This is a genomic window from Methylobacterium sp. J-092, from assembly GCF_022829325.1.
In the GTDB taxonomy this organism is placed as follows: Bacteria; Pseudomonadota; Alphaproteobacteria; order Rhizobiales; family Beijerinckiaceae; genus Methylobacterium.
On sequence record NZ_JAKSXU010000040.1, the window covers coordinates 19,355 to 33,300 of the forward strand.

Annotated in this window: 11 protein-coding genes; 6 read left to right on the forward strand and 5 right to left on the reverse strand. The window is 72.1% G+C overall.

All coding sequences use genetic code 11. From position 1 onward, the window contains the following. Window positions 1–75 precede the first annotated feature (75 nt). Complete coding sequence (locus MKK60_RS02085) at window positions 76–585, forward strand: DUF427 domain-containing protein (protein WP_243983681.1); 510 nt, start codon at window positions 76–78, stop codon at window positions 583–585. Between the two features lie 64 nt (window positions 586–649). Continuing rightward, window positions 650–1,873 (forward strand): serine hydrolase domain-containing protein, encoded by a 1,224-nt coding sequence (locus MKK60_RS02090; RefSeq protein WP_243983683.1) that lies wholly within the window; start codon window positions 650–652, stop codon window positions 1,871–1,873. A gap of 153 nt (window positions 1,874–2,026) precedes the next feature. Here MKK60_RS02090 and MKK60_RS02095 read toward each other — a convergent pair whose 3' ends face one another. Then, a complete protein-coding gene (locus MKK60_RS02095) occupies window positions 2,027–2,683 on the reverse strand; it encodes a DUF2147 domain-containing protein (protein ID WP_243983685.1) in 657 nt (218 codons plus the stop codon). Window positions 2,684–2,852: 169 nt separating this feature from the next. Here MKK60_RS02095 and MKK60_RS02100 point away from each other — a divergent pair, with 169 nt between their 5' ends. After that, window positions 2,853–3,773 (forward strand): bestrophin family protein, encoded by a 921-nt coding sequence (locus MKK60_RS02100; protein WP_243932120.1) that lies wholly within the window; start codon window positions 2,853–2,855, stop codon window positions 3,771–3,773. A 25-nt stretch (window positions 3,774–3,798) separates the two neighbouring features. On the opposite strand, the gene MKK60_RS02105 is transcribed toward MKK60_RS02100, so the two are convergent. Together MKK60_RS02105 and MKK60_RS02110 are read right to left on the reverse strand one after the other, a co-directional pair. After that, window positions 3,799–4,329 (reverse strand): GNAT family N-acetyltransferase, encoded by a 531-nt coding sequence (locus MKK60_RS02105; protein ID WP_147729033.1) that lies wholly within the window; start codon window positions 4,327–4,329, stop codon window positions 3,799–3,801. 88 nt (window positions 4,330–4,417) lie between these two features. Continuing rightward, entirely contained in the window at window positions 4,418–4,624 is a 207-nt protein-coding gene (locus MKK60_RS02110) for a hypothetical protein (protein WP_147729034.1), read from the reverse strand. Between the two features lie 336 nt (window positions 4,625–4,960). Here MKK60_RS02110 and MKK60_RS02115 point away from each other — a divergent pair, with 336 nt between their 5' ends. Further along, window positions 4,961–9,811 carry an NAD-glutamate dehydrogenase gene (locus MKK60_RS02115; RefSeq protein ID WP_243983688.1) on the forward strand — a complete coding sequence of 1,617 codons (4,851 nt, stop codon included), beginning with the start codon at window positions 4,961–4,963 and terminating at the stop codon, window positions 9,809–9,811. A 389-nt stretch (window positions 9,812–10,200) separates the two neighbouring features. On the opposite strand, the gene MKK60_RS02120 is transcribed toward MKK60_RS02115, so the two are convergent. After that, window positions 10,201–11,376 carry an MFS transporter gene (locus tag MKK60_RS02120; RefSeq protein WP_243983690.1) on the reverse strand — a complete coding sequence of 392 codons (1,176 nt, stop codon included), beginning with the start codon at window positions 11,374–11,376 and terminating at the stop codon, window positions 10,201–10,203. Window positions 11,377–11,669: 293 nt separating this feature from the next. On the opposite strand from MKK60_RS02120, the gene MKK60_RS02125 reads away from it, so the two are divergent. Then, window positions 11,670–12,131: a hypothetical protein gene (locus tag MKK60_RS02125; protein WP_243983692.1), complete on the forward strand. Its 462-nt coding sequence runs from the start codon at window positions 11,670–11,672 to the stop codon at window positions 12,129–12,131. Between the two features lie 76 nt (window positions 12,132–12,207). Here MKK60_RS02125 and MKK60_RS02130 read toward each other — a convergent pair whose 3' ends face one another. After that, a complete protein-coding gene (locus MKK60_RS02130; RefSeq protein WP_243983695.1) occupies window positions 12,208–13,455 on the reverse strand; it encodes a deoxyguanosinetriphosphate triphosphohydrolase in 1,248 nt (415 codons plus the stop codon). Window positions 13,456–13,618: 163 nt separating this feature from the next. Between MKK60_RS02130 and MKK60_RS02135 the strand changes: the two genes are divergently transcribed. Further along, window positions 13,619–13,945, forward strand: a complete 327-nt coding sequence (locus MKK60_RS02135; protein WP_147728759.1) for a HesB/IscA family protein — start codon at window positions 13,619–13,621, stop codon at window positions 13,943–13,945. Window position 13,946 lies beyond the last annotated feature (1 nt).

Consider the following 13,946-nt stretch of genomic DNA (forward strand, 5'->3'; position numbering starts at 1 on the left):
GCACGCCGCGCGTTTTCGGCAAACGCATCATCGCGGCGCCCTATGTTTCGGACGAGACGAACCGAGGACGACGCGATGCATCCGACCCCATCCCCGACGAAGCCCGGCGAGGAGAGCGTGTGGGCCTATCCGCGCCCGCCCCGGCTGGAGCCGGTCGCCGCGACGCTGAAGGTCGTCCTCGGCGGCCGCACCATCGCCGAGGCGCGGGCCGGGTTCCGCGTGCTGGAGACCAGCCATCCGCCGACCTACTACTTCCCGCCCGCCGACGTCGCCGAGGGCGTGCTCGGGCCGGCGCACCGGGCCGGGATCTGCGAATGGAAGGGCCGCGCGGTGCTGTTCGACGTGACGGCGGGCGGCGCAGCGATTCCCGGCGCGGCTGTTCCCGGTGCCGCTTGGGCCTATCCCGATCCGACGCCGGATTTCCGCGCCATCGCCGGCTACGTCGCCTTCTATGCCGGCCCGATGGAGGCCTGCACCGTCGGCGGCGTCCGCGCGGAGCCGCAGCCGGGCGGCTTCTACGGCGGCTGGATCACCCCCGGCATCGTCGGCCCGTTCAAGGGCGGGCCCGGAACGATGGGCTGGTGAGCCTCGGGAGCTGTCCCGCCGCCCCAGGACCGCTACATCGGGCGCCGGGAACAAGGAGCACGGCATGAGCAATGCGATCGACGGAAGGCTGCAGGACGTCGGCATCGACCCGGGACGCCTGGAACGGATCGACGGCTGGATGCGCAGCCTCGTCGCGGAGGGCAAGCTCGCCGGGTTGTCGGTGAGCGTGGCGCGGCGCGGGCACACGGTGTTCCAGCGCGCCCACGGCCTCGCCGACCTCGCCCGCAGGACGCCGTTCACCACCGGCACGGTGACGCGGATCTACTCGATGACCAAGCCGCTGACCTCGGTCGCGGTGATGCAGCTCTACGAGGAGGGCCGGTTCCAGCTCGACGACCCGGTCGCGCGCTTCCTGCCGGAGTTTTCCGAGATGCGGGTCGCGACCGGCGGCAACCGCGCCAAGCTCGAGACCGAGCCGGCCCGCCGCCCGATCACCATCCGGGACCTGCTCACCCATACCGGCGGCCTGACCTACGGCTTCATGGAATCGACCCTGGTCGATGCGCTCTACCGCCAGCAGGGCGCCGACTTCCTGCGCCCGGATGCGAGCCTCGCCGAGGTGGTGGCGACCGTGGCCCGGCTCCCGCTCCTGTCGCAGCCCGGCGAGGCGTGGAACTACAGCGTCTCGACGGACGTGCTCGGCCACCTCGTGGCCGTCGTCTCGGGGCGCGACTTCGCGGATTACCTGCGGGACGCCGTGCTCGCGCCGCTCGGCATGATCGATACCGATTTCTTCGTGAGACCCGAGAATATGGGGCGGTTCGCCGCGAACTACGTCTACGATCGCACCCGCACGCTGACGCTCTACGACGACGCGGTCGAGACCCATTTCGCCAAGCCTCCGGCGATCGCCGGCGGCGGGGGCGGCCTCGTCTCGACGGCCTCCGACTACCTGCGCTTCTGCCGGTTCATCCTGAACAAGGGCGAGCTCGACGGCGCGCGCCTGCTCGGGCGCAAGACGGTCGAGCTGATGACGATGAACCACCTGCCCGGCGACCTCGCCGCGATCGGCACGCCGCGCTTCGCGGAATCGTCCTATCACGGCATCGGCTTCGGGCTCGGCTTCTCGGTGATGCTCGATCCGGCCAAGGCCCAGATCGTCGGCACGCCGGGCGAGGTCGCCTGGGGCGGCATGGCCTCGACCGCGTTCTGGGTCGATCCGGCCGAGGAGCTCGCGGTGGTGCTGCTGACGCAGCTCGTCCCGTCCTCGGCCCTGCCGATCCGAAAGGAGCTGCGGGTGCTGACCTACGCCGCGCTGACCGATTGACACGGGATCGGGGCGCGGTGGAGCATTCTCGGGCGAGGCGGATGCCCACGCGCGTGAGGATAACGCGACCACACGACGAAACAGAGCGTCTCCCGTGATCCAAAGATCACGGGAGACGCTCTCGTGGTCGACAGCGCCTTCGTTCTGCGGCGCCTATTCGTCGGCGGGCGCGGCCGCGGGCGGCGTGCCGGCGGCCGGAGCCGGGGCCGGCTTCGCGCCGGGCTTCGCCGCCGCGGGCTTGGCGGTCGAGCCGGTCGCGGCCGGCTTGGCGGCCATGTATTCCGGATCGGTGCGCGGGCCTCCCGGACCGTTCGTCGGCCCGGTCATCTGGCCGGCGACCACGTCGGTCACGCGGTTCCAGGTCTGCGACTTGCACAGGAAGGCGATCAGGCAGCCGCGGACGGTCAGCTCCTCCGGGGTGTCGGACCAGATCGTCACGTCGTAGGACTTGCCGTCCTCGGAATTGTAGATCTTGCCCTCGTAATGGGCGTCGGCGTTCGGCTTCAGCCCCATGATGAGCTGGTGGCCCAGCGATGCGCGCGTCTGCTTGCTCGCATCGGGGTTCTTGAAGTCGACCCGCGGCTGGCCCTTGTCGTTGAGCGGCACCTTCAGCCACACGACGTAGCCGCACAGGCTCTTGTTGCTCGGGCCGCACTTCTCCACCCGGATGCGGGCACGCCCGTCCTCGGTGAGCCACGTGCCGCTCGGGTCCGCGGGCGTCGCCGCGTGCGCGATGCCCGAGAGCATGGCCAGCGCCATCGCACGCCCGGCCCAGGCGCCGATTCCCGCGCCGATCCGTCGAACCGTCATACCCACTACTCCTTCCGCGCGCCCGCGCCGTGGCCTTCGCCCCGCCCGCGTGCCCAATCTCTGGGCCCCGCCATCCGCTCGGAACATGACGGGATCATGGCCGTGCCTCGGCGCGCCGTGCCGCACGGCCGATGACGGGAGCGACCCGCTTCGGCTAAGCCTGCCATCCATGATCGTTCGCCCCCGTCCCAACCTCTTCGCCATCCTGTTCACCCTGCGCGGCTCGATCCTGCCGCGGGTGGCGCTGAAGGTCCTCGGGCTGACGGCCTTCGCCGCGCTGGTGGTCGCGGTCGAGCAGCGCGTTCCGGAACGGTTTCCGGTGACGGCCGGGATCGGCCCGTTCACCCTGATCGGGCTGGCGCTCTCGATCTTCCTCAGCTTCCGCAACAACGCCTGCTACGAGCGCTGGTGGGAGGCCCGGAAGGCGTGGGGCGCGCTGATCGTCGAGATGCGCGGCTTGAGCCGGACCCTGGTCGCCCTCCTGCCCGGCCCCGAGCACGATGCGGTCCGCCGCACCGGCCTGCGCCGGCTCGCGGGCTTCGGCCACGGCCTGCACGCGCGGCTGCGCGGCCTCGACGAGGCGGCCGCCGTCGCGCCCTGGCTGCCGCCGGGCGAGGTCGCGCGCCTGCGCTCCTGCCCGAGCCCGACCGATGCGGTGCTCGCCGGCCTGACCCGCGACCTCGCGGGCGCGTATCGCGACGGGCATCTCACCGACGTGCTGTTCGGCGTCCTCGAGCGCAAGGTCTCGGACCTGTCGGCGATCCATACCGCCTGCGAGCGGATCCACGGCACGCCCCTGCCCTTCGCCTACACCCTGCTGCTGTACCGCACGGCGTGGCTCTACTGCCTGTTGCTGCCGTTCGGGCTGTCGGCCTCGCTCGGCTGGGCGACGCCGGTCGCGACCATGCTGGTGGCCTACACCTTCTTCGGCCTCGATGCGCTGGGCGACGAGCTGGAAGAGCCCTTCGGCCTGGAGGCGAACGACCTGCCCCTCGATGCGATGCTGCGCACGGCCGAGCGCACGGTGCTCGACGCCCTCGGCGAGCCGCTTCCGCCCGCGATGGAGCCGGTGCGCTACCGATTGGATTGAGCGTGCGGGCCGGCGACCGTCTCGCTCACGTCCGCGACGGGGCCGCGTCCGGCCCGGGCCCGAGCCGGCGCTGCATCAGCACCGTGCCGAGCCAGCGCCCGTGCTTGTGGCCGACGTTCTCGAGCACGCCGGCATGCGCGAAGCCCAGGCCCGCATGCAGCGCCACCGACGCCTCCGAGCCCGGATCGGTGATCACCGCCACCATCACCCGCGCGTCGATCGCCTCGCAGGCCGCGATGAGCGCCGCCAGCAGGGCGCGGCCGATCCCGACACCGCGCGCGGCCTCGGCGACGTAGACCGAATCCTCCACCGTCGAGCGATAGGCCGCCCGCGCGCGATAGGGACCAGCATAGGCGTATCCGCAGACCGCGCCGTCGCGCTCGGCGACGAGGTAGGGATAGCCGTCCGCGACGAGCGCCATCCGCCGCCGCGCCATTTCGGCCAAAGTCGGCGGCTCGGTCTCGAAGCTCGCGGTGCCGTTCGTCACCGCGTCGGCGTAGATCCGGGCGATCGCGGCGATGTCGGCGTCGACGGCCGGGCGCAGGTCAGGCGTCATCGATCCGCTCGCGCAAAAAGGGGGCCGGCGCGACGGCGCCGGCCCCTGCGGTCGATCGTTCGGCGATCCCTTCGGGACCGCGCGGGGATCACTCGGCCGCGGTCATCTCGGCGGTGAAGTGGCCGCACCAATCCTGCGAGGCCACCACCGGCCACAGGCCCTTGGACTCGGGAGCCGGCTGGCTCACCGGCGGGTTGAAGCGGCACAGGCCCTGATCGCCGACGGCGGAGGCGCCGTTGGTCTTGTGGTCGTCGAAGAAGCGGCAGCTGTTGCAGGAGGCGTTGGTCGAGGTCATCGGGTTTCTCCGGTTCGGGCGTCTGTCGCGGGCTGTCGGAACCGTCGCCGGCCCCGTCGTCCGTCTGCAGTTCTTAATTAGAACAGCTCCAATATGGCGTCAACCGGCGAGTCCCGGCGCGGTTCCCGTTTTCGAGCGCGACCGGTGGAAACCGGTACGGTGCGTGCAGAAGCAACGCCGGACGGCAGCGGCGCCCCTTCCGGAACGCCGGTCGTCGCGGCCCGCCTGTCACCCGGCGCGGGCCTGCGAGCGGCGAGCGTCATCGACTCGCCATGGGCCCTCCCCTAACGTCCGGGGCGGGACCGGCGTCGGTGCCGGTCCGGAGGGTCCCCGCCCATGGTGCTGGAAACCGAATCGGCGCTGGAATCGGCCACCGCCCTGGCGACGAGCGAGGCGAAATCCGCCCGCACCGACCTGATCGAGGCGGCGGCATCGATCGTGGGCGGCCGCGGCGGACCGGGCGGCTTCGTCCGCGACCTGTTCGGCCGGGTGCCGCCTGAGGACCTGGCGCCCTACCCGGCCGAGGCGCTGGCCGACCTCGCGATCGCCGCGCGGGCGCAACTCGCGGTGCCGCGCGCCACGGATTCGGCGGCGAACCTCCGGCTCGTCGACGTCGCCGTGCCCGGCCCCGGGCGCACCCGCGAGCTGACCGTCGTCGAGGTCGTCAACGACAACCGCCCCTACCTGCTCGACTCGACCCTGGCGGAGCTGACCGAGCAGGGCCTGACGCCCCACCTCGTCGCCCATCCGATCCTCGGCGTCGAGCGGGACGCCGACGGGGCGCTCGTCCGCGTCGTCGGGGAGACCACGGCGGACGCCCACGGCGCCCTGCTGCGCGAGAGCTTCATCCACATCCACCTCGACCGGCTCGATGCCGGCGAGGCGCGCGAACGCCTCGAAGCCGGCCTCGCGCAGGTCTTTCGCGATGTGGCCCTGGTCACCGACGACCACGACGCGATGCTGGCCCGGCTCGGCGCGCTCGCCGAGGGCTACGGCCGCAATCCCCCGCCGCTGCCCGAGGGCGAGGTCGCCGAGGCGCGCGCCTTCCTCGAATGGCTGCGCGACGGCCACTTCACGCTGCTCGGCATGCGCGAGCACGCGCTGCCCGGCGAGCGGGCGGCCGAGGCCGAAAGCCTCGGCATCCTGCGCGATCCGGGCCTCGCCGTGCTGCGCCGCGGGCGGGCGCTCGTGGACATGACGCCGGAGATCGTCGCGTTCCTCGAGGAGCCGCACGCGCTGATCATCACCAAGGCGAGCCTCAAGGCCCGCGTCCACCGCGCGGCGCATCTCGACTACGTCGCGGTCAAGCTGTTCTCCGCGACGGGTAAGCTCACCGGCGAGGTCCGCATCGTCGGGCTGTTCACCGCCGCGGCCTACACCGCGCTCGCCCGCGAGGTGCCCTATCTCCGCGGCAAGGTCGCGGCCGTGGTCGAGAAGGCCGGCCTCGACCCGACGAGCCATGCCGGGCGGGCGCTGCTCGCCGTGCTGGAGACCTACCCGCGCGACGACCTGTTCCAGATCGACGTGGACCGGCTGTTCCGCTTCACCCTCGCCATCGCCAACCTCGCCGACCGGCCGCGCATCCGCGTGCTGTCGCGGACCGACCGGTTCGGGCGCTTCGTCTCGCTCCTCGTCTACGTGCCCAAGGACCGCTACGACTCGATCGTGCGCGCCCGCATCGGCGCCTATCTCGCCCAGGAATACGGCGGCCGGCTCTCGGCGACCTATCCCGACCTGCCCGACGGGCCGCTGGCCCGGATCCACTACATCGTCGGGTTCTCCGAAGCCGGCGCGCCGGAGCGCGACCCCTCGGTGCTGGAGGCCGGCATCGCCGCCCTGGTGCGGACCTGGGGCGACGCGCTGCGCGCCGCGCTCACGGAGGCCATGGGCGGATCCGAGGCGCGGGCGCTGGCCGCCCGCTACGGCGAGGGCTTCTCCGCGGCCTACCGCGAGAACTTCTCCGCCGAGGTCGCCATCGCCGACATCGCCATCCTCGAATCCCTGTCCGAGGACCGCTCGCGCGCCGTCGCGATCGACCGCCGCGACACCGACCCGGCGGCGCAGGTGCGCCTGAAGGTGTTCTCGCGCGGGGCGTCGCTGCCGCTGTCCGACCGGGTGCCCGGCCTGGAGAACCTCGGCTTCCGGGTGATCAACGAGCGGACCTACAGCGTGCTGCCGGCGGGGAGCGACACCAAGGTCTGGCTGCACGACATGCTGCTGGAGCGCGCCACCGGTGCGGCCATCGAGATCGGCCCGCTCGAGGCGCCGCTGGAGGCGGCGATGCTCGCCATCGCCGCGAACCAGGCCGAATCCGACGGCTACAACCGCCTCGTCCTGGAGGCCGGCCTCGCCTGGCGCGACGTGGCGCTGCTGCGCGGCCTCGGCCGCTACCTGCGCCAGCTCCGCGTGCGCTACGGCCAGGACTACCTCGCCGCGACCTTGAGCCAGCATCCCGGCATCGCCCGCCAGCTCGTCGCGCTGTTCCACGCCCGGTTCGACCCGGCCGCCGGGGGCGACCGCGGGGCCGCCGAGGCGGCGGTTCGCGAGGGCATCGAGGCGGCGCTCGCCGACGTGACCAGCCTCGACGAGGACCGGATCCTGCGCCGCTTCGTCAACCTCGTGGAGGCCGCGGTCCGCACCAACTTCTTCCAGAAGGCCGCCGACGGCACCCTGCGCGAGACGATCGCCTTCAAGTTCGCCTGCGCCAAGGTGTCGGGCATGCCGCTGCCGCGGCCGTTCTTCGAGATCTTCGTCTATTCGCCCCGCGTAGAAGGGCTGCACCTGCGCTACGGCTACGTCGCGCGCGGCGGCCTGCGGTGGTCCGACCGGCCGGAGGATTTCCGCACCGAAATTCTGGGGTTGGTGAAGGCGCAGCAGGTCAAGAACGCGGTGATCGTGCCGGTGGGCGCCAAGGGCGGGTTCTTTCCCAAGCGCCTGCCGCCGGCCTCGGATCGCGCCGCATGGCTGGCGGAGGGCACCGAGAGCTACCGCATCTTCATCCGCACCCTCCTGGAGCTCACCGACAACTTCGTCGCCGAGGGCATCGCGCCGCCGGCCAACACCGTGCGGCACGACCCCGACGACGCCTACCTCGTGGTCGCCGCCGACAAGGGCACCGCGACCTTCTCCGACATCGCCAACGCGCTCTCGCTGGAGCGCGGGCACTGGCTCGGCGACGCCTTCGCCTCCGGCGGCAGCCAGGGCTACGACCACAAGGGCATGGGCATCACCGCCCGCGGCGCCTGGGAGGCGGTGAAGCGCCACTTCCGCGAGATCGACGTCGACACGCAGTCCGATCCGGTGACGGTGGTCGGCGTCGGCGACATGTCGGGCGACGTGTTCGGCAACGGCATGCTGCTCTCGCGCACCCTGAAGCTGGTGGCGGCCTTCGACCACCGCGACATCTTCCTCGATCCGACGCCCGACATGGCGGCGAGCTTTGCCGAGCGCAAACGCCTGTTCGACCTCGGCCGGTCGAGCTGGGCCGACTACGACAAAAGCCTGATCTCGGCCGGCGGCGGCGTCTTCTCGCGCGCGCTCAAGGCGATCCCGCTCTCGGCCGAGATCCGGGCCGTGCTCGGGTTCGAGCGCGCCTCCGCCTCGCCCGCCGAGCTGATGCAGGCGATCCTCAAGGCGCCCGTCGACCTGCTCTGGTTCGGCGGCATCGGCACCTACGTCCGCGCCACCACCGAGACCGACGAGGAGGCCGGCGACCGGGCCAACGACGCCGTGCGCATCACCGGCCCGGAGATCCGCGCCAAGGCGGTGGGCGAAGGCGCCAACCTCGGGCTGACCCAGCGCGGGCGCATCGAGGCGGCGCGGGCCGGCGTCCGGCTCAACACCGATGCGATCGACAACTCGGCCGGCGTCAACACCTCGGACGTCGAGGTGAACATCAAGATCGCGCTGATGATCCCGGAGCGCGACGGCCGCCTCGATGCGGATGCCCGCAACGCGCTCCTCGTCGCGATGACCGACGAGGTCGCCCACCTCGTGCTGCGCAACAACGAGCTGCAGACGCTGGCGCTCTCGCTCGCCCAGCACCGCGGCCTCGGCGAGGCCGGCTTCGCGATGCGGACGATGCAGGCGCTGGAGGCGGAAGGCCGCCTCGACCGCGCGGTCGAGTACCTGCCCAACGACGCGACGCTGACCGAGCGCATGCGCCGCGGCGAGGGCCTGACGCGGCCAGAATATGCGGTACTGCTCGCCTACGCCAAGCTCTCGCTCTACGACGCGGTGCTGGCGAGCCCGGTGCCGGACGACCCGTACTTCGACCGCGAGCTGCAGCGCTACTTCCCCAAGGCCCTGCGCGAGCGCTTCCCCGATGCGGTGAGGGGGCACCGTCTGCGCCGCGAGATCATCGCGACGGCGTTGTCGAACATCATCGTCAACCGCGGCGGCCTCTCGCTCGTCACGCGGCTGACCGACGAGACCGGGGCGGACGCCGCCACCATCGCCAAGGCCTACGCCGTGACCCGCGACGCCTTCGGCCTGATGGAGCTGAACGCGGCCATCGACGGGCTGGCCGGGCGGATCGGCGGGCAGGCCCAGATCGGCCTCTACGCCGAGGTGCAGGACCTGCTGGTCAACCGCATCGTCTGGTTCATCCGCAACCTCGACCTCGCCGGCGGCATCGCGCCCCTGGTGGCGCGCTATCGCGACGGGATCGCCGCGGTGCTCGCGTCCCTCCCCGGCGTCCTCGGCGCGGAGGCGAACGCGGCGATCGAGCGGCGGCGTGCCGACCTCGTCGGGCAGGGCATGGATGCGGAGCCGGCGCTCCGCCTCGCCTCGCTGCGGGCGCTGACCTCGGCGCCCGACATCGTTCGCGTCGCCGGCACCAGCGGGCGGCCGGTCGCGGAGATCGCGGCGACGCACTTCGCGCTGGAGCGGGAATTCTCCCTCGACGCGCTCGCCGAAGCCGCCCGCGCGGCGCCGGTCTCCGACACCTTCGACCGCGTCGCGCTCGAGCGGGCGGTGGCCGGCATCTCGACCGCGCACCGGCAGCTCACCGCCGAGGTCGTCGGCGACATCGGCGCCGGCCCGGAGGCGGTCGCCGCCTGGGGCAAGGCCCGCGGCCCGTCGCTGGCCCGCATCCGCAGCGCGGTCGACGCTATCGCGGCCTCGGGGCTGACGGTCTCGAAGGCCACCGTCGCCGCGAGCCTGCTCGGCGACCTGGCACGAAGCTGACGCCGGATCGAGGACATGAAAAAGCCGGCCCGGCGCATGCGCGGGACCGGCTTTTCAGGGACCGGGCGGTTCGTATCGTAGGCTCAGAACGGGCCCATCCGCATGTCGAGCATGCGCTGGTTGTGCTCGAGCCAGAGGCGGAGCATCTGCGAGAACAGGCCGGGCTTCGGGGCAGGCTGGGTCATGGATCGCTCTCCGTGGGCGCGACGGCCGCAGGGCCGTCCGTTCGCTCCGAAGATGCCGATCATGGTGCGCTGCAACAATGGACAAGGTTGCACTTCGCGCATGCATCGGGCGCATGTGTGTAGCCAAATATTAACGGTTCGGCGTTGTCGCATGCGTGAGCTGCAGTATCCTGCAACCGGAGCGATAGCGTCCCCGCGGCGCGATCAGCCGGGGTGGACCGGCGCCGGCAGGACCGAGCGCGTCGGCCCCGACATCGCCGACAGCGCGAGGCCGAGCCCGAGGGCCGACACCGCGGCCGCGATCAGCGGCAGCTGGCCGTAGCCGACGCCCGCGGTCAGCGCGACGCCGCCGAGCCAGGCGCCGGTGGCGTTGCCGAGGTTGAACGCGCCCTGGTTCAGGGTGGAGGCGAGGTTCGGGGCATCGCTGGCTGCCTCCACCACCCAGATCTGCAACGGCGAGACCAGGGCGAAGGCGAGCCCGCTCCAGACCACCAGCGCCGTCAGCATCGCGATCTCGAAGCGGGCGACGCCCGCCAGCAGGGCGAGGACGGCGATGAGGCCGAGGAAGCTGCCGATCACCGTGGCGGTGAGATTCCCGTCGGCGAGGCGGCCGCCGATCAGGTTGCCGGCGGTGAGGCCGATGCCGGCGACGAACAGCGCGCCGGTGACGCCGCGGGCGCTGAGCCCGGTCACCCCCATCAGGAGCGGCGTGATGTAGGTGAACACCGTGAAGAAGCTCACCGAGGACAGGGTCGAGACCAGCATCGGCCGCAGCACCGGCCAGCGCCCGAGCGCCCGGAACTCCCGGGCCAGCCCGCCGCGCGAGCTGGGGAGCCCGGCCGGCACGAACAACTGGATCGCCAGGCCCGCCGCGACGCCGATCGCCACCACCGCCCAGAAGGTGGCGCGCCAGCCCGCCGCCTGCCCCAGCGCGGTGCCGAGCGGCACGCCGAGCACGTTGGCCAGCGTCAGCCCGGCGAACATCAGCGACACCGCCTGGGTCCGCTTCTCCCGCGGGACGAGATCGCGCGCCACGATCGCGCCGATGCCGAAGAAGGCGCCGTGGGCGAAGGCGGTGGCGATGCGGGCGAGCATCAGCGTCGCGTAGGTGGGCGCGACGGCGCAGGCGACGTTGCCGGCCAGGAACACCGCCATCAGCGCGAGCAGCGCGGTCTTGCGCGGCAGGCCGGCGGTGGCGATGGCGACCAGCGGCGCGCCGATCACCACGCCCATCGCGTAGCCCGAAACCAGGTAGCCGGCCTGCGGGATGGTGACGCCGAAGCTCTGCGCCACCTCCGGCAGCAGGCCCATGATCACGAATTCCGTGGTGCCGATCCCGAAGGAGGCGACGGCGAGGGCGAGAATCGGCAGCGAGACCATGCATGGGCTCCGTTGGCACGGGGGCGAAGGCGCAGGCGCCGATCCCTTTTGTGCAGTGCGGTATGCTCCAACATGACGGATCGCCCTCGGTTGCGGACCGGCGGGCAATGGGATGCAGCCTTGTTCCACGAACGGGTCTCAACCGTCGGATGCGTCATCGCGCGATCGGCCTGGGATAACCGGCGGGGTGCGTACACTGACGCCCGCCGGGCGGGGCCGGAGCGCCTACCATCGAGGCCGTTGCGCCTGGCGATCCTGCCGAAGCGCCCCTCGGTTTCGGTGGAGACGACGTGATGAAGGCCCTCATCTTGGCGGGAACGGCCCTCGGTGCCGCCCTGATCCTGCTTCCCGCCGGCGCGGAAGCGCGCCCGTACGGCGGCTACGGCGGGCATGGCGGTTTCCGCAGCGCCGGCTTCGTCGGAGCGCGCGGCGGCTACGGCGGATACCGCGGCGGTCTTGCCGGATACCGGGGCGGTTACGGCGGCTACCGCGGCGGCTATGGCCGGGTGATCGGCTACGGCCTCGCCGGCGCCGGGATCGGATTGGGTGTCGGGCTCGCCGCCGGCGCGCTGGCCGGCGGCTACGGCGGGTACGATTACGGCAGCGGCTACGGCTACGGCGGCGGATATGGCTACGGCGGTGGTTACGGCTACGGCGGCTACGCGCCCGCCTACGGCGGCGGGTATGGCGGCTATGGCGGCTATGCGCCCGCATCCTACGGCTACGGCAACGTCTGCACCTGCGCGGGCTACTGATCGGGCCGGATGACGAACGCGACGGCGGGCGTTTGGCGGCTCCTCCGTCGCGTCCGCCCGGGCGCGGCGCCCTGCCCTACGGCTCGGTCAGGGGCAATCCGCGGCTCGGCGGGCTCCAGTGGAGGTCGGGCGTCGACGCGTAGAGCCGCCGGTGGGCGAGCACCGCGTAGGTGTCGGTCATGCCGGCGATGTAGTCGGCGATGCGCCGGGCGATGCGGCCGGCCGGCGCGCCGCACAAGCCCTCGCTCCATTCCACCGGCATCCGCGTCGGATCGGCCGAGAACGCCGAGAACAGGTCCGCGACGATGGCGTTCGCCTTCGCCCGCACCGCCATCACCTCCGGATGGCGGTACATCCGCGCGTAGAGGAAGCGCTTGATGTCGGCGTCGGCGGCCGCGATCTCCTCCGAGAACGCGATCACCGGAGCCTGCGCCGCACGGATCGCGGCGACGTCGCGCGGTGCGAGCACGTCCAGGCGGCGCCGGCTTTCCGCGATCACGTCCTCGACGAAGCGCGTGATCACCCGCCGGGCGAGCTCGTGGATGGTGCGCGACACCTCCAGCCCGGGATGCAGGGCGGCGATCTCGTCGAGCAATCCGCGCAGGAACGGCACCGCTTCAAGGTCGGCGAGATCGAACAATCCGGCGCGCAGGCCGTCGTCGAGGTCGTGGCTGTCGTAGGCGATGTCGTCGGCGAGCGCCGCCGCCTGCGCCTCCGGCCCGGCATGGTGCGCCAGTTCCAGGGGGTGCAGCGCGTCGTATTCGAGGATCGCCGCCGCGATGCCCGTGCGCGCGTAGCGCGGGGTCGGGCGACCGTCCGGCTCGAGCAGCGGGCCGTTGTGCTTGACCAGGCCCTCCAGCGTCTCCCAGGCGAGGTTCAGCCCGTCGAAGCCGGCGTAGCGCCGCTCCAGCCGGGTCACGATGCGCAGCGCCTGCGCGTTGTGGTCGAAGCCGCCATGCTCGGCCATGCAGGCATCGAGCGCGTCCTCGCCGGTATGGCCGAAGCAGGTGTGGCCGAGGTCGTGGCTGAGCGCGAGCGCCTCGGCCAGGTCCTCGTCGAGGCCCAGTGCGCGGGCGAGCGCCCGGGCGATCTGGCTGACCTCGAGGGTATGGGTCAGCCGGGTGCGGTAATGGTCGCCCTCGTGATGCACGAAGACCTGGGTCTTGTGCTTCAGCCGTCGGAAGGCGGTCGAGTGCACCACCCGGTCGCGGTCGCGCTGGAAATCGCTCCGCGTCGGCGAGGCCGGCTCGGGGATCAGCCGTCCGCGGGTCGCGCCCGGGTCGGTGGCGTAGGCCGCGCGCCAGCGCTCACCGTTGGCGCGCACGCGGCCTCCCGCCCGGTTCGTGATGTGCTGCCGGCATGGTTCCCTCGCAGTTCGACGCGGCACGCGTTGCGGCGCGCCGTCGTACCCCATATCTTGGATTGATCACGCGCCGGGCAATCGCCCGCCGCGCCCGGACCCGACAACAGCGCCGATGGCTCTCCCGATGGCCGAGATCACCCTGACCCCCCGCGCCGCCAAGCGCATCAACGAGATCATGGGTGCCGAGCCCCCGGGCGCGCTGCTTCGCGTCAGCGTGAACGGCGGCGGCTGCTCCGGCTTCTCCTACGCCTTCGACATCACCCGCGACCAGGAGGCGCAGGACGTCACGATCGAGCGCGACGGCGCCACCGTGGTCGTCGACCCGGTGTCGCTCGAGTACATGGCCGGATCCACGATCGATTTCGTGAATGACCTGATCGGGCAGTCCTTCAAGATCGAGAACCCGCAGGCGACCTCGTCCTGCGGCTGCGGCACCTCGTTCTCGCTCTGAT